Annotated in this window: 16 protein-coding genes; 15 read left to right on the plus strand and 1 reads right to left on the minus strand. The window is 45.6% G+C overall.

Features of this window, described 5'->3' with window-relative positions; genetic code table 11:
- Positions 1-4: 4 nt before the first annotated feature.
- Entirely contained in the window at positions 5-538 is a 534-nt protein-coding gene (locus ACIQXV_RS07490) for a DUF2529 domain-containing protein (RefSeq protein ID WP_402957723.1), read from the minus strand.
- Between the two features lie 187 nt (positions 539-725).
- On the opposite strand from ACIQXV_RS07490, the gene ACIQXV_RS07495 reads away from it, so the two are divergent.
- The 15 genes from ACIQXV_RS07495 (at position 726) to ACIQXV_RS07565 (ending at position 15,393) form a co-directional block, all read left to right on the plus strand.
- The gene (locus ACIQXV_RS07495) at positions 726-1,097 is read left to right on the plus strand and encodes a response regulator (protein ID WP_283920804.1); all 372 of its coding nucleotides are present in this window, start codon (positions 726-728) and stop codon (positions 1,095-1,097) included.
- 292 nt (positions 1,098-1,389) lie between these two features.
- The gene (locus tag ACIQXV_RS07500; RefSeq protein WP_402957440.1) at positions 1,390-2,247 is read left to right on the plus strand and encodes a class II fructose-bisphosphate aldolase; all 858 of its coding nucleotides are present in this window, start codon (positions 1,390-1,392) and stop codon (positions 2,245-2,247) included.
- A 163-nt stretch (positions 2,248-2,410) separates the two neighbouring features.
- Complete coding sequence (gene fsa, locus ACIQXV_RS07505) at positions 2,411-3,079, plus strand: fructose-6-phosphate aldolase (RefSeq protein WP_402957442.1); 669 nt, start codon at positions 2,411-2,413, stop codon at positions 3,077-3,079.
- Between the two features lie 315 nt (positions 3,080-3,394).
- Positions 3,395-4,681, plus strand: a complete 1,287-nt coding sequence (locus ACIQXV_RS07510) for a UDP-N-acetylglucosamine 1-carboxyvinyltransferase (protein ID WP_402957444.1) — start codon at positions 3,395-3,397, stop codon at positions 4,679-4,681.
- 79 nt (positions 4,682-4,760) lie between these two features.
- Positions 4,761-5,723 carry a class II fructose-bisphosphatase gene (gene glpX / locus ACIQXV_RS07515; protein WP_402957446.1) on the plus strand — a complete coding sequence of 321 codons (963 nt, stop codon included), beginning with the start codon at positions 4,761-4,763 and terminating at the stop codon, positions 5,721-5,723.
- A gap of 377 nt (positions 5,724-6,100) precedes the next feature.
- Complete coding sequence (gene rho, locus ACIQXV_RS07520; protein WP_402957448.1) at positions 6,101-7,366, plus strand: transcription termination factor Rho; 1,266 nt, start codon at positions 6,101-6,103, stop codon at positions 7,364-7,366.
- Between the two features lie 214 nt (positions 7,367-7,580).
- Positions 7,581-7,790, plus strand: a complete 210-nt coding sequence (rpmE, locus tag ACIQXV_RS07525) for a 50S ribosomal protein L31 (protein WP_402957449.1) — start codon at positions 7,581-7,583, stop codon at positions 7,788-7,790.
- A 173-nt stretch (positions 7,791-7,963) separates the two neighbouring features.
- Entirely contained in the window at positions 7,964-8,560 is a 597-nt protein-coding gene (locus ACIQXV_RS07530) for a thymidine kinase (protein WP_402957451.1), read from the plus strand.
- Positions 8,561-9,028: 468 nt separating this feature from the next.
- Entirely contained in the window at positions 9,029-9,550 is a 522-nt protein-coding gene (locus ACIQXV_RS07535; RefSeq protein WP_402957452.1) for a hypothetical protein, read from the plus strand.
- 270 nt (positions 9,551-9,820) lie between these two features.
- A complete protein-coding gene (prfA, locus tag ACIQXV_RS07540) occupies positions 9,821-10,897 on the plus strand; it encodes a peptide chain release factor 1 (RefSeq protein WP_402957454.1) in 1,077 nt (358 codons plus the stop codon).
- Entirely contained in the window at positions 10,890-11,738 is an 849-nt protein-coding gene (gene prmC / locus ACIQXV_RS07545; RefSeq protein WP_402957456.1) for a peptide chain release factor N(5)-glutamine methyltransferase, read from the plus strand. The genes prfA and prmC overlap by 8 nt, the downstream gene beginning before the upstream one ends.
- 110 nt (positions 11,739-11,848) lie before the next feature.
- Positions 11,849-12,763 (plus strand): stage II sporulation protein R, encoded by a 915-nt coding sequence (gene spoIIR, locus ACIQXV_RS07550; RefSeq protein WP_402957458.1) that lies wholly within the window; start codon positions 11,849-11,851, stop codon positions 12,761-12,763.
- Positions 12,764-12,932: 169 nt separating this feature from the next.
- Positions 12,933-13,379 carry a GNAT family N-acetyltransferase gene (locus ACIQXV_RS07555; RefSeq protein WP_402957460.1) on the plus strand — a complete coding sequence of 149 codons (447 nt, stop codon included), beginning with the start codon at positions 12,933-12,935 and terminating at the stop codon, positions 13,377-13,379.
- A 185-nt stretch (positions 13,380-13,564) separates the two neighbouring features.
- Positions 13,565-14,608: an L-threonylcarbamoyladenylate synthase gene (locus tag ACIQXV_RS07560; RefSeq protein ID WP_402957462.1), complete on the plus strand. Its 1,044-nt coding sequence runs from the start codon at positions 13,565-13,567 to the stop codon at positions 14,606-14,608.
- Between the two features lie 227 nt (positions 14,609-14,835).
- Complete coding sequence (locus tag ACIQXV_RS07565) at positions 14,836-15,393, plus strand: manganese efflux pump MntP (protein ID WP_402957464.1); 558 nt, start codon at positions 14,836-14,838, stop codon at positions 15,391-15,393.
- Positions 15,394-15,481: the final 88 nt, after the last annotated feature.

The following is a 15,481-nucleotide window of genomic DNA, read 5'->3' on the forward strand; positions in this document are numbered from 1 at the left end:
CGTTTTACTCTTCATATTCCGCCAGCATCTCATCAATCGTGAATTTTAACCCATAATAAACAAACAATGCTGCCATTGAGGACGGATAACCGTAGCGGTTACCGAAATCGTCCGGCAGTAAGCCTTTTGTCAATCGCAAATCGATATGAACATCAGCCATGCCCACTAAATGATCTGCAGCATCAGGCTCCATTACCGTCGAAACTGCCACGAAAGGTACCCCTTTTTCCCGGAGCTGCTTCGCGACCGCTAAGGCGTCTTCATCGCCGGAGGTGCGGGTGAACATCAACACGCGATCGGCTTCGCCAAGTTCCGCGACATCCGCCGCTGTCAGAACCTTCGCCCCCACAAATGGCTCTGCCCCATCTAGCGCCTCAACTTCAACCGCCTTCATTTCCTTCGTGCCAAAAATATAGATAGACCCGTCCCCAACAGGAGCCTGGGCAAGTAAGCGGGCCCCGTCCTCAAACGAAAATTCTTCTTTTTCATCTATTTTTTTCCAAACGCCTGTTAGTTGAGTAGTAAACATTTTTAACATAATAACCCTCCTTTTCACAAACCCTATTATAAGCTTTTTCACGAATATGCAAAAATAAATCCCAATTCCCACAAAATAACACTATTCTAGGAAAAAAGCAGGCAGGAAAGTTACCACCCGAGGTAGAATATAACAAGTGGTATGCATAAGTATGTAAATTTAATGAAAACAAGGAAGAGGTGGAGTTATGAAAGAGAAAATTTTAATCGTGGACGATCAATTTGGCATTCGTATTTTGCTGAATGAGGTGTTTCAAAAAGAAGGGTATCAAACATTTCAGGCTGCTAACGGCATTCAGGCACTGGACATTGTCACAAAGCATGATCCCGATCTTGTTCTGCTTGATATGAAAATACCGGGAATGGACGGAATTGAAATCTTAAAACGAATGAAAGTCATCGACCCAGATATTCGCGTCATCATCATGACTGCCTACGGTGAATTGGATATGATTCAAGAAGCCAAAGACCTTGGTGCGATTACCCATTTCGCAAAACCTTTTGACATTGATGATATTAGGGCGGCAGTTCGTAAACATATTCCGCAAAAGGCGAATTAGAGCCGCGTTTCGGTGGTGCCTTTTTGCGAAAAACAGCGGATTATTTTAAAAAAAAGCTACCAATTGGCACGAGATTTTTATAATAATAAATGGGTACGCTTTCATTATGACAGTTTAAAAAACTGGGTATGAATAATGGTAATTCCTCCTTTGTTTTGTTATGATTACATATGAACTTTTTACAGGCTGGCTATCATTTTCGATTTATACATAAACGTTAAATCAGAGGGAAAACCTTTTAGGGAAGACCCTGTTTCGAAATGGTAGTAAGCTAATTTAAGGAGGAAGAGAAATGCCTTTAGTATCCATGAAAGACATGCTTAATAAAGCCAAGGCGGAAGGCTACGCTGTTGGGCAATTTAACATTAATAACTTAGAATTTACCCAAGCAATTCTTCAAGCTGCTCAGGAAGAAAATTCACCAGTAATTCTTGGTGTTTCTGAAGGTGCAGGCCGCTATATCGGTGGTTTCAAGACGGTTGTAAAAATGGTTGAAGGCTTATTAGAAGATTATAAAATTACGGTTCCAGTAGCGATTCACCTTGATCACGGTTCAAGCTTTGACAAATGTAAAGAAGCGATTGATGCCGGCTTCACATCTGTTATGATCGATGCTTCACACCACCCATTTGAAGAAAATATTGAAATTACTTCAAAAGTAGTGGAATATGCGCACTCAAAAGGTGTTTCTGTTGAAGCGGAATTAGGAACAGTTGGCGGACAAGAGGACGACGTTGTTGCTGAAGGCGTGATCTATGCGGATCCAAAGGAATGTGAAGAGCTTGTGAAACGCACGGGCATTGATTGCCTAGCACCTGCACTAGGTTCTGTTCATGGTCCTTACAAAGGCGAACCAAACCTTGGTTTTGCTGAAATGGAGGAAATCGGCAAGATTACTGGCATGCCGCTTGTACTTCATGGCGGAACTGGAATTCCAACAAAAGATATCCAAAAATCTATTTCTCTTGGCACAGCTAAAATCAACGTAAACACAGAAAACCAAATTGCTTCTGCACGGGTTGTTCGTGAAGTTTTAGCCGCAAAACCAAATGAATACGATCCACGTAAATATTTAGGCCCAGCTCGCGACGTTATCAAAGAAACTGTTATCGGTAAAATGCGCGAATTCGGTTCATCAAGCAGAGCGTAATTAGCGACCTGCTTGGCAGATAAAAATTACCAACAGGCATGGCATTAGTGCTATTTGGTAATTTTTTGAAATTGTGATAAAATGAAAACCGCCCTCCTACTAAGGGCGGTTTCAGTGTGTAAATAGGAAACTGAAAATTTAGTCGAAATTTGGAGGGAAAACGATGAAATTTTTTATTGATACAGCAAATTTAGTTGATATTAAAAAAGCTTATAAAATGGGCGTTTTATCCGGTGTCACAACAAATCCTTCTTTAGTTGCAAAAGAAGGGGTAAAATTCGAAGATCGGATCGAGGAAATTCTCCAAGCAGTACCTGAAGTGGAATCTGTATCCGCAGAAGTATCACCATATGCCGAAACAGCTGAACAAATGATTGCAGAAGCTGAAGAACTAATCAAAATTAATGGCGGCGATGAAAAAATCACCATCAAAGTTCCAATGACAGTGGCTGGCTTAGAGACCACTCGTTATCTTGCAAAAAAAGGTGTTAAAGTCAACGTAACACTGATCTTCACAGTGAACCAAGCGCTATTGGCAGCTCGTGCTGGCGCAACATATGTTTCACCATTCCTAGGCCGTCTAGATGATATTTCTGAAGACGGAGTATTATTAGTAAGTAAAATTGCAGAATTAATCCGGATTCATAACTTGGATGCCCAAATTATTGCTGCATCTGTACGCCACCCTGACCATGTAACGCGTGTAGCGATGGCAGGTGCTCACATTGCAACGATTCCTTACAGTGTCATTGAGCAGCTAACCAAGCATCCATTGACAGACAAAGGAATGGCAGGCTTCCTAAAAGATTGGAATGCTCATACAAACGCATAAAACGCAGTGGGGTTTTTCCACTCCACACAAAATAATTCCGCAGTTTTTCCATTTTCGTGCAAATTTTTTTAAAATCGATACATGAAAATAGAATTTTCGTGTAAACTAAAGAATAGACAAGCTGTCGGAATTTGACTTTTGATGTTGGAAAAATATACCTAGTACCATTCTTGGTACTAGGGGTCTTTTTTAAAAATAGCGTAAGCACGGTTAATATAGTCTTTAGCGCCTTTAAACTTGCGCTTCCGCTGAAAAATAAAAGTCCCATTCCATCTACCAGTCATGACTTACATAGGGCTTAGAAGGGAGTCGAAAATGGAAAAACTTAAAATTGCAGGCGGATATCCATTAAAGGGAACGGTTCGCATCAGCGGTGCGAAAAACAGTGCTGTTGCCTTAATTCCAGCAACCATTTTAGCAGAATCACCCGTGACAATCGAAGGGCTGCCACATATTTCAGATGTGGAAATTTTGAAAGATCTGCTTGAAGAAATCGGCGGGAATGTCAATATTTCGGAAGATGAAATGACGGTTGACCCCTCAAGGATGATTTCCATGCCGCTGCCAAACGGGAAAGTGAAAAAGCTGCGTGCATCCTATTATTTAATGGGGGCCATGCTTGGACGTTTTAAAAAGGCGGTTATTGGTTTGCCGGGCGGATGTCATCTGGGTCCTCGTCCGATTGACCAGCATATTAAGGGCTTTGAAGCACTTGGTGCACAAATCACGAACGAGCAGGGTGCGATTTATTTGCGTGCGGATGAACTTCGCGGGGCCCGCATTTACCTCGATGTTGTCAGTGTCGGTGCGACGATCAATATTATGCTCGCTGCCGTTCGGGCAAAAGGACGGACCATCATCGAAAACGCCGCAAAGGAGCCGGAAATCATTGATGTTGCCACACTGTTAACGAACATGGGGGCTAAAATTAAAGGCGCCGGAACCGATGTGATTCGGATTGATGGTGTGGATTCGCTGCACGGCTGCCGTCACACGATCATTCCGGACCGGATTGAAGCGGGGACGTATATGATTTTAGGTGCCGCAGTTGGTGAAGGGGTATTGATTGATAATGTAATCCCGCAGCACTTAGAATCGCTGATTGCGAAGCTCCGTGAGATGGGCGTTCACATCGAATCCGGCGATGACCAAGTATTTGTCAGCGGCTCGTCAAATTTGAAAGCGGTTGATATTAAAACACTTGTGTATCCGGGATTTCCAACAGACCTGCAGCAGCCATTTACGACTCTTTTAACAAAAGCCACAGGCTCAAGCGTTGTCACCGATACGATCTATGGTGCTCGTTTTAAACATATTGATGAACTAAGAAGAATGAATGCGAATATTAAGGTGGAAGGGCGCTCTGCGATCATTAATGGCCCGGTGCAGCTCCAGGGTGCTAAAGTAAAGGCATCGGATTTAAGGGCTGGAGCAGCGCTCGTCATCGCCGGTCTAATTGCTGAAGGTGTCACTGAAGTCACTGGCCTTGAGCATATTGACCGCGGCTACAGCAATCTCGTTGAAAAATTAAACGGCCTCGGCGCGACGGCTTGGCGGGAGGCGCTGACAAAGGAAGAAGTAGAACACCTGAAGAACACATGAGAATGATGAGTTATTGTGACCGAAGGCCCAGGAAGAACGGTGGAACGGTAACAAAAGAGGAAATGGGAGATGGAGACCGATGGAAAGAAGTTTAACGATGGAACTAGTCCGTGTCACAGAAGGGGCTGCCCTTGCTTCAGCGCGCTGGATGGGTCGCGGGAAGAAGGATGAAGCGGACGGTGCTGCCACTTCGGCAATGCGTGATGTGTTTGACACGGTTCCAATGAAGGGAACGGTTGTCATTGGTGAGGGGGAAATGGACGAAGCACCAATGCTCTATATTGGCGAAAAGCTCGGCACTGGATACGGCCCGCGCGTTGATGTGGCGGTTGACCCGCTTGAAGGTACCAATATTCTAGCATCGGGCGGTTGGAATGCCCTGGCTGTTCTTGCTGTTGCCGATCATGGTAACCTCCTGCATGCACCGGATATGTATATGGAAAAAATCGCTGTTGGCCCCGAAGCAGTTGGCTGCGTCGATATAAACGCCTCTGTATTGGACAACCTTAAAGCGGTGGCGAAGGCGAAAAACAAGGATATCGAGGATGTTGTGGCAACGGTCTTAAATCGCGAGCGTCATGAACATATCATTGCCCAGCTTCGTGAAGCGGGAGCACGGATTAAACTCATCAACGACGGCGATGTTGCCGGCGCCATCAATACAGCTTTCGATAACACCGGTGTCGATATTCTCTTTGGTTCAGGCGGTGCGCCGGAGGGTGTGCTTTCAGCGGTTGCCCTAAAATGCCTCGGCGGGGAAATCATGGGCAAACTTTTGCCACAAAGTGATGCTGAACTTGAACGCTGCATCAAAATGGGCTTGGATGTGAATCGAGTGTTACGGATGGAAGACCTTGTCAAAGGTGACGACGCTATTTTTGCAGCAACTGGCGTTACAGACGGAGAACTTTTACGTGGAGTGCAATTCAAAGGCTCATACGGCTCAACACACTCCGTCGTCATGCGTGCAAAATCAGGCACCGTTCGCTTCATCGAAGGCCGCCACAGCCTAAAGAAAAAACCAAACCTAGTAATCAAATAAAGACCAATTGGGTGCCTGACACCAAAAGTTGCACGGAGATAGTGCAAAGGGTGACAGGCACCAATAATAATATGTAGATAGTGTTAAGGGTGACGGTCACCCAATTAGCTAAACTCCGGTTACTTCTAGAGGATATTGAATGAACTCCTGCCAGAAAAAATTTCCAACAAAAGAAATAAGTAAATGTAGTTGATTAATTTTTTGAACAGAGGGTAAAATAGTAATTGTTTTTAGTATGCATAATTTCTGCAAATCTATTCATTTCATTTCTACTTCAATTTCAATTCCTCTAATCTCTTAATTTTTATTTTATTCACAATCTTCCGCTGCCTAAAAATAAGCGGTTTGATGGAAAAATTTTAAAGTGTGGTGCACAAATGGACTTAACTATTTCAAGTTTAGAAAATATGAAGCTGAAGGAGCTTTATGAGCTTGCACGCGAATATAAAGTGACCTATTACAGCAAATTAACAAAAAAAGAATTAATTTTTGCCATTTTAAAATCTCGTGCTGAACAGCAGGGTTATTTTTTCATGGAAGGCGTCCTCGAAATCATCCAGTCGGAAGGCTTTGGATTCTTGCGGCCAATTAACTACTCGCCAAGCTCAGAGGATATTTACATTTCAGCATCGCAAATCCGCCGTTTCGACCTTCGTAACGGGGATAAGGTTTCCGGTAAGGTTCGACCACCAAAGGAAAATGAACGTTATTATGGACTGCTGCACGTTGAAGCGGTGAACGGCGAAGATCCTGAATCGGCGAAAGAACGCGTTTATTTCCCGGCGTTAACACCGCTGTATCCTAATAGACAAATGAAGCTGGAAACGACGCCAAAGCATCTTTCCACAAGGATCATGGATGTCGTGGCACCGGTCGGTTTTGGCCAAAGGGGATTAATTGTCGCGCCACCAAAAGCGGGTAAAACCATGCTGTTGAAGGAAATTGCCAACAGTGTTACAACGAATCATCCGGACGTCGAGTTAATCGTCCTGCTAATCGACGAACGTCCGGAAGAGGTAACCGACATCGAGCGCTCTGTTGCCGGTGATGTTGTCAGCTCCACGTTTGACGAGGTGCCTGAAAACCATATTAAAGTGGCCGAGCTCGTGCTTGACCGGGCGATGCGCCTTGTCGAGCATAAACGCGATGTTGTCATCTTAATGGACAGCATTACACGTTTGGCGCGTGCCTATAACCTTGTCATTCCGCCAAGCGGCCGGACACTCTCCGGGGGGATTGACCCGGCAGCGTTTCACCGTCCGAAGCGTTTCTTTGGTGCAGCCCGTAATATCGAAGAGGGCGGCAGTTTGACCATCCTCGCAACGGCGTTGGTTGATACCGGTTCGCGGATGGACGATGTCATTTATGAGGAATTTAAAGGGACAGGAAACATGGAACTGCATCTTGACCGCCAGCTTGCTGAGCGCCGGATTTTCCCTGCGCTTGATATCCGCCGTTCCGGGACACGTAAGGAAGAATTGCTTATTCCAAAGGATCATTTGGATAAATTATGGGCGATTCGCAAATCGATGTCAGATTCTCCAGACTTTGCCGAACGCTTCTTGAAAAAATTACGGCAAACGAAGTCAAATGAAGAATTTTTTGCACAATTAGGGGAAGAGCTAAAAACTAGACGTTCGTAGTAAAATAATGACTGGGACAAGCCGAGTCGAGGGGCGGATTTGGGTTCCTTTTTAAAAAAGAAATTACGTCAAAACCAACAAATCCCAACTTGCAAAAAAAGGTTTGCCTTGTTATAATGATTCCAGTGTGTTTTAAGTATTTCAGTGCCTGTTTAAGACAAGCACTTTATATAACTCTGTTTCGAATGATTCAGGGCGGAAGGAGATGAAAAGAATGAAAGCAGGAATTCATCCAAATTATAAAACAATTACGGTGACATGTGCATGCGGTAACACGTTTGAAACTGGTTCTGTTAAGAAAGAGATCCGTGTTGAAACTTGTTCAGAATGTCATCCATTCTATACTGGTCGTCAAAAATTCGCTGAAGCTGGCGGACGTGTTGACCGTTTCAACAAAAAATACGGCCTTAAGCAACAACAATAATGAGCGAAGGAACAGGCAAGAGGAACTATGGCTTGCCTGTTTTTTATTGAAAAAAATGTGATGTTGAGATAGATGTGTTAGATAAATGGCTGCAGGATGTTTTCGACAGCTTGGTTTTTTAATATAAAAATGATTGTTTTAAAGGGTTCGTATATAGGAGGGAGACGCCGTTTATGTATTTAATGAAGCAAAGCGGATGGGTTGAGGTTATCTGTGGCAGTATGTTTTCTGGGAAATCAGAGGAATTGATTCGTCGCGTCAGACGGGCTCAATTTGCGAAACAAAAAATAGCTGTATTTAAGCCGAAAATTGATAATCGCTACAGTGAACAATCTGTCGTTTCTCATAATGGTTCTTCTTTTCATGCGAAGCCAATTTCCCATTCGATTGAGATTCTGCATCATGTTGAGGCAGATATGGATATTATTGCGATTGATGAGATTCAATTTTTTGATGAGGGGATTGTCCGGGTTGTTCAGCAGCTGGCTGATAGCGGGCATCGCGTCATTTGTGCCGGTCTTGACATGGATTTCCGCGGCGAGCCGTTCGGCCAAATGCCGGCGTTGATGGCCATCGCGGAATCGGTGACGAAGCTTCAGGCTGTCTGTACGGTGTGCGGCTCGCCATCAAGCAGGACACAGCGCCTGATTGACGGCCGTCCCGCATCCTACCACGACCCAGTCATTTTGGTCGGCGCCTCAGAAGCCTACGAGCCTCGCTGCCGCCACCACCACGAAGTCCCAAAAACCGCACCCGTCACCGCCCGATAAGTGGTGCCTCGGTACGTGGTGCCTGACACCATAAACACCATAAACACTGTTCGAAAACAATAATAGGTGCCTGACACCGTAAACACTGTCTGAGAGTTGGATTCTTGGGCAGTTTTTTTGTGGAGAAAAGGGGTTTGGCGGGATTATTGAAGAAGTTGGCGGAATAAATGGGAAAATTCGCGGGAATAATCCAAAAGTTGGCGGAATAAATGGGAAAACCCGCGGAATTAATCCCGAATCCCGCGGAAAAGTTCGAACTCCGCCTGGCTTTGTGGCGTAAAATAGCTCTTTGGCGGAATTAATGTCTTATTTGGCGGAATAAATTCAAAAGTTGGCGGAATTATCGGCTGAATTGGCGGGATTACGAGGGAAATAGGCGGCATTTAGAGTGGTGCGAGCAGGCTTTGGAAAGATTTCACTCGATAAGCCGGGCCTCCTGGCGGGCATGATAGTAACAGGAGGTGGAATATGCTGAAAAAGTGGATGTTTTTCTTGCTCATTTCGTTGTTTTTCCTAACTATTAGTGGATGTCAAATTAACCGTGGTGCAAATGAGAATGCCTATGATTTAAGGAAGGACCAATCCGCTCCTAATTTAATTTCGGATCGTGACGGCGATGACCTGTCAATTCCTAAAAATATGTCTGACGTCGGTGATCGTAGTAAGAACGAGCAGCACTACGTCGAGGATGATATTACTAATCAAAATCCTAACTTTCTTGATCTGAAGCACACGGGAAGCGGTGGCGAAGCTGGTGCTGGAAATCATGGCACCGATATCAACAAAGCCAAACAAGTCATTGCCGATACGAACGAGTTCGTGGCGGATTCTGTCTGGGTGAATGGCGACCGGATGTGGGTATCTGTTTATAAAAAAGGAATGCTATCTGACCGAGGAAAAGTCGATGCAGAAGCACGCCTACATCGGAAACTGATTGAGGCATTACCTAGATACAATATTGAAGTGCGAGTGAAGGAAGATCGCCGGTAACATGCTCTGATTTTTAGGGCATGTTTTTTTATTGTCCAGCTCCAGCGCCTAGGGGCTCGGGTCAAGCCAATCCGTCAAGAAGGCTAAAGAACAGCCTTCTCGCCGGCTCGTCTTATGCCTGTCGCCCCTGAGCAAGGCGCTTCCGCTTTTCTTTAAAAAAATACCCCAACATATCCCAACAAAAAATTTCTCCCGCAATTTGGTTTTGACGCTGGTTTTCACCTATACTATAATTAGAATGCTATGGACTAAAACTTGAGGTGAATGACTGTGTTCGATCGTCTACAATCGGTGGAGGATCGCTATGAAAAGTTGAATGAACTTTTGAGCGACCCCCAAATTATTAATGATACAAAAAAACTTCGTGATTTTTCAAAAGAACAAGCTGATATACAAGAAACTGTACAAACATACCGCCAGTATAAAGAGGCGCGCGAGCAGCTTCAGGATGCGAAAGCGATGCTTGAGGAAAAACTGGATGTGGAAATGCGCGAAATGGTGAAGGAAGAGGTCCATGAGCTGGAGGCGCAAATCACTGAGTTAGAAGAGAAGATGAAGATTCTTCTTGTTCCAAAGGATCCGAATGATGATAAAAACGTTATCTTTGAAATCCGCGGGGCTGCCGGCGGGGATGAGGCAGCGCTATTTGCGGGTACACTTTATCGTATGTACAGCCGTTTTGCGGAAGCACAGGGCTGGAAGACGGATCTAATTGATGCCAGTCCAACGGGTCTTGGCGGCTACAAGGAAATTAGTTTTATGATTAATGGTACTGGTGCCTACTCGAAATTGAAATTTGAGAATGGGGCGCATCGTGTGCAGCGTGTTCCGGAAACGGAATCGGGCGGGCGGATTCATACTTCGACGGCAACGGTTGTTTGTTTGCCGGAAGCAGAGGAAGTGGAAGTTGAAATCCACGATAAGGATATCCGTTTTGATGCATTTGCTTCAAGCGGCGCCGGCGGTCAGTCTGTTAATACGACGATGTCTGCCGTTCGTTTGACGCATATTCCAACAGGGATTGTGGTATCTATTCAGGATGAAAAGTCGCAGCATAAAAATAAGGATAAAGCGATGAAGGTGCTGCGTGCACGTGTGTATGATAAGTTCCAGCAGGAAGCACAGGCGGAATATGATTCAGTACGTAAATCGGCCGTCGGTACCGGTGACCGTTCGGAGCGGATACGGACGTACAACTTCCCGCAAAACCGGGTGACGGACCATCGCATTGGCTTAACCATCCAAAAGCTGGATCAAATCATCGAGGGTAAGCTTGATGAAATCATTGATGCATTGGTGATGGATGATCAGGCAAGAAGACTGGAAGAGGCATCTAATAATGAGTAAAAAGGTATTTGAAGCTCTGAAATGGGCTTCTTCTTTTTTAATCGAGGCGAAACGGGATGAGAATGCAGGGGAACTGCTGCTTCGTCATTTTACCGGATGGACGCGTTCGCAGTTGTTTGCTGAGATGCGTGAGGAATTACCGCCGGCGGTTTGGATTGATTTTGAAAAAGCAGTATTGGAGCACATGAAGGGCGTACCGGTGCAATATATCATCGGGTCGGAGGAATTTTACGGCCGGACGTTTATCGTAAATGAAGAGGTGCTGATTCCGAGGCCGGAAACAGAAGAACTTGTTTACGAGACGCTAAAAAGGATCAATAAGCGTGAACTGAAGGTGGTAGACATCGGCACGGGAAGCGGCACTATTGCCGTTACTTTGAAGCTCGAGCAGCCATCGCTGAACGTATTTGCCTCTGATATTGCTGAAGAATCTTTGAAGGTGGCGAGGGAAAATGCCCGGAGCCTTCAAGCTGAGGTTGAATTTGTTCAAGGTGATTTGCTCAAGCCCTTTATTGGCGGTGCGTTCGATGTGGTCATTTCCAATCCGCCGTATATTCCGCTTGGGGACCGGACGACGATGTCCGAGGTGGTGACAGAGCATGAGCCGCACCGGGCTTTGTTTGCGGGCGCGGATGGTTTGGATTTTTACCGCCGGTTTATGGTCGAGCTGCCACAAGTGCTGGCGCCGCGCGCGCTGGTATGTTTTGAAATTGGGGCCGGTCAGGGCGAAGCGATAGCGGAGCTTTTTCAAAAGGCATTCAAAGATGTAAAGGTAGAAGTCGTGAATGATATTAATGGCAAGGATCGGATGGTATTTGCGGAAATTGGCTTCGGGATGTAACTTCCCGGGCCTTTTTTGTTTTGCAGCGATTGCAAAAATATTAAAATTTACTAGTTTAGGATTCTGGCATTTTGTCCACAATGTAGATAGCGAAGGGACGGTGCTGGAGTATGCGAAGCAAATTAGCGGTTTGGGGATATTTAGTGGTGTTATCATTGGGAACAATGTTGAGTTTATATATGCCAAAGACGGAAGCAGCGGCGAAGGAATCGATCGTGATTCCGGGGGAAGCGATTCGCCTTCGAATTCTCGCAAATAGTGATTTTGAAAAGGATCAGGCGATTAAACGGAAGGTGCGCGATGCGGTGAATGCGCAAATTACCCTTTGGGTGCAGGATTTGACCTCGATGCAGGAAGCGAGAAAGGTCATGACTTCAAGGCTGCCGGAAATTCAGGCGATTGCGGAAAAAGTAGTGCACGAACAGGGTTCGGATCAGTCAGTAAAGGTTGAGTTCGGGAAAGTTCAGTTTCCAACGAAATTATATGGTCAGTTTTTATATCCGGCAGGAGAGTATCAGGCGATCCTGATTACATTGGGCAAAGGGGAAGGCGCGAACTGGTGGTGTGTGCTCTACCCGCCATTATGTTTCCTTGATTTTTCGAATGGGGTTGCCGTGAGTGAAGGGTTTGAAGAAAAAAAGCAGGTGGCGAAGGCAGGAACGGTGAGTGAGAAGGAAGTGGTGTCGGAGACGGAGGTTGAAGCGGTTCCGGACAAAAAGGTAGTAAAACAGGTGAAAGAGGACGGAAAGCAGGAGAAAAAGGAAGGAAAGCAAGTGAAAGAAGATGTCGAGCCGGAGAAGGAGGCTGTCGCTTCGAGCGATGCTGCGGAAAAGGAAAAGGTAGTGGACAGCAAAAACAGCTCAGTTATGGAGGAAGAAGCAATACCGGCGCCAGTGAAAGAAGCCGAAGTGAAGAAGCCGAAGAAACAAGCAAAAAAGACTGCTCCTGTGTATACAGCGGAAGATGAAGAACCGGTGAAGGTGAAGTTTTTCGTCGTTGAAATGTGGGAGAAAATGTTTAATTAACAGCCAGTTCCCGGGGAGGGACTGGTTTTTTATTTGGCCGGCAGCCCTCGCTAAAAAATCCATTTCTGAGGAAGGAACTTAATTTTTTAATAGATTTGCCAATCCTCCTGTTCTATTTTTCCTATTTTTCCATAGTAATAGAGTAGAATCTTAAAAAGAGGTGGATGGGATGCAGACATTGATTCGCAAGGCAAATAAACAGGATTTGGGGAGGTTGCGCGCGTTTCTTTCAAAGGCAAACCTTGGGACGGATGGCCTAACGGATGAAACAGTCGACTATTTTCTGCTGCTAGAGAATAAGGACGGCACGCTCCGGGGGTCGCTTGGGATGGAGGCATTTGGGGAAAATGGGCTGCTGCGCTCTCTCGTGGTTTCACCTGGACAAGCTGATAAGGAAATATTCGTGCTGTTTGATCAGATGGTGCAGTTGGCAAAGGAAAAAGGGATGAAAAGTTTGTTTTTGGCAACTAATAAAAGTGTAGCACTGCCGTTTTTTGAATTAATGGGCTTTCAGAGGATGGAACGGGAACAATTGCCTACCGACTTTTACCACTCAGAACATATTCGACACGTTTTAAATGTGGATAACTCGTTATTTTTGAAATTTTCACTATAGTTGTGGATATATCCACAAAGTTATCCACTTTTTCAAGCAAGTTATGCACAAATTGTGGATAAAACTTGTTTTTATGCCCACCTTCTTTTATACTTTCAAACGTACTCAGTGAAAAAATATGAGTCTTTCCGGCTAGATTCGCCAAATTTCGCTAAAAGGCTCATTGGAAATAAAGGTGGATAACTATGAACACAATGGTATGGAAAGTGGATAAGTATGTGGATAATCTTGAAAATAATCCACAAGTTGTGGATGCAGCAAATTTTTTACGAAAAAATGAAGTGGTGGCCTTGCCGACGGAGACGGTTTACGGCCTTGGCGGCAATGCTGAAAGTGACGAAGCGGTAGCAAAAATTTATGTGGCAAAGGGGCGGCCTGGGGATAATCCGTTAATTATTCACATTGCGGAGCGGGAGCAGCTGACGCAATTTGCCGCAGAAGTTCCGGCATTGGCTGAAACGTTAATGGACGCATTTTGGCCGGGGCCGCTGACGATTATTTTTAAAAAGAAAGCAGGCGTCCTGTCGGAAAAAGCAACAGCAGGACTCGCGACGGTAGCGGTGCGGATGCCGGATCATCCGGTGGCACTGGCGCTGTTGAAAAGCTGCGGACTGCCGATTGCGGCTCCCAGCGCCAACAGCTCAGGAAAACCGAGCCCAACGAACGCCGAGCACGTGTTGGATGATTTAAATGGAAAAATTGCCGGTGTCCTTGACGGCGGGGTAACTGGGGTTGGTGTCGAATCCACCGTTGTTGATTGCACCGAGACGATTCCGGTCATCTTACGGCCGGGCGGCGTTACAAAGGAACAGCTTGAGGCCGTTGTCGGTGAGGTTCGGGAGGATGCCGCATTAACGGATGAGGCGGCCCAGCCAAAGGCCCCGGGGATGAAATACCGCCACTATGCGCCGAATGCACCACTTTTTATGGTGTCAGGTACCGTGGGATTTCTTCAGCGTCTGGTAGAGGAAAAACGATCGGAAGGACTAAGGGTCGGGGTGCTTACGACGGAAGAGAACGTGTCTGGGTATGATGCTGACCTGGTGCTGGCCTGTGGCAGGCGGGGGGAGCCTGAAACGGTTGCTGCCGCGCTTTATGATACGCTCCGTAGATTCAATCAGGAAAATGTCGATATCATCTTTAGTGAGATATTTCCGAATACCGGCGTCGGACACGCCATCATGAACCGCCTGCAAAAAGCAGCCGGAAATAAACTCATAATCGAATAAAAAAGGGGGTGCCTGACACCGTTAATCCTCTATCTACTATAGATAGGTGGTTAAGGGTGACAGGCACCATTTTTTATCTTTCTACTATCGTTAGGTGGTTAAGGGTGACAGGCACCAACCCCAGAGGCACCAACCCAAAGGCACCACCATCCATTTCGCCCGGGTGACTTCTAATTTTGTTTGGACGTGCATATGCTTAGGTTAGTTAGTCCAAGGGGGCGGAGGTTGTGTCAGGGATGGTTGGCGAATTGGTTACACTTTTATTAATGGCATTTGCTCTGGGGATGGATGCCTTCTCGGTCGGGCTTGGCATGGGGATGTACAAACTGCGGATGAAGAAAATTTTTAATATCGGCATTACGATTGGCTTATTCCATGTTTGGATGCCGCTCGTAGGCTTAATAGCTGGCAAGTTTTTATCAGATAAGTTCGGCGTCTTTGCGACCTTTATCGGCGGCTTGCTTCTCATCCTGCTGGGGGTGCAAATGGTTTGGTCGACCGTGAAAAAGGGCGAGGAAAAAGTTATTTCGCCAGTTGGCTTCGGATTATTATTATTTGCCTTAAGCGTGAGCCTTGATAGTTTCTCCGTGGGCCTGACATTAGGCATATACGGAGCTAAAACGATTATGGTGATTATATGTTTTGGAATCGTAGCAACCGTGCTAACATGGGCTGGTCTGCTGCTTGGAAGAAAGGTGCAAAGCTGGCTTGGAACCTATAGTGAGGCCCTTGGCGGCGCAATTTTACTTGCCTTTGGCTTAAAGCTGCTCGCTCCTTTTTGGTGAAAATGGAGCTCGAACCTTTCAACAACCCTGCCTAAATATGGTAGAATAGAAGCTGGTAAATTTTTAACATACCAATCTATTAAAATCA

Source organism: Neobacillus sp. NPDC097160, from assembly GCF_044762155.1.
Taxonomy (GTDB): domain Bacteria; phylum Bacillota; class Bacilli; order Bacillales; family Cytobacillaceae; genus Neobacillus.

Bases quoted from the DNA above. Each gene is read 5' to 3' on its own strand.
- spoIIR (WP_402957458.1), top strand. From the start codon at position 11,849: ATGCGAAGCAAATTAGCGGTTTGGGGATATTTAGTGGTGTTATCATTG.
- glpX (WP_402957446.1), top strand. From the start codon at position 4,761: ATGGAAAGAAGTTTAACGATGGAACTAGTCCGTGTCACAGAAGGGGCT.
- ACIQXV_RS07510 (WP_402957444.1), top strand. From the start codon at position 3,395: ATGGAAAAACTTAAAATTGCAGGCGGATATCCATTAAAGGGAACGGTT.
- fsa (WP_402957442.1), top strand. From the start codon at position 2,411: ATGAAATTTTTTATTGATACAGCAAATTTAGTTGATATTAAAAAAGCT.
- ACIQXV_RS07490 (WP_402957723.1), bottom strand. From the start codon at position 538: ATGTTAAAAATGTTTACTACTCAACTAACAGGCGTTTGGAAAAAAATA.
- ACIQXV_RS07555 (WP_402957460.1), top strand. From the start codon at position 12,933: ATGCAGACATTGATTCGCAAGGCAAATAAACAGGATTTGGGGAGGTTG.
- ACIQXV_RS07535 (WP_402957452.1), top strand. From the start codon at position 9,029: ATGCTGAAAAAGTGGATGTTTTTCTTGCTCATTTCGTTGTTTTTCCTA.
- ACIQXV_RS07560 (WP_402957462.1), top strand. From the start codon at position 13,565: ATGAACACAATGGTATGGAAAGTGGATAAGTATGTGGATAATCTTGAA.
- ACIQXV_RS07530 (WP_402957451.1), top strand. From the start codon at position 7,964: ATGTATTTAATGAAGCAAAGCGGATGGGTTGAGGTTATCTGTGGCAGT.
- rho (WP_402957448.1), top strand. From the start codon at position 6,101: ATGGACTTAACTATTTCAAGTTTAGAAAATATGAAGCTGAAGGAGCTT.
- rpmE (WP_402957449.1), top strand. From the start codon at position 7,581: ATGAAAGCAGGAATTCATCCAAATTATAAAACAATTACGGTGACATGT.
- prmC (WP_402957456.1), top strand. From the start codon at position 10,890: ATGAGTAAAAAGGTATTTGAAGCTCTGAAATGGGCTTCTTCTTTTTTA.
- ACIQXV_RS07500 (WP_402957440.1), top strand. From the start codon at position 1,390: ATGCCTTTAGTATCCATGAAAGACATGCTTAATAAAGCCAAGGCGGAA.
- ACIQXV_RS07495 (WP_283920804.1), top strand. From the start codon at position 726: ATGAAAGAGAAAATTTTAATCGTGGACGATCAATTTGGCATTCGTATT.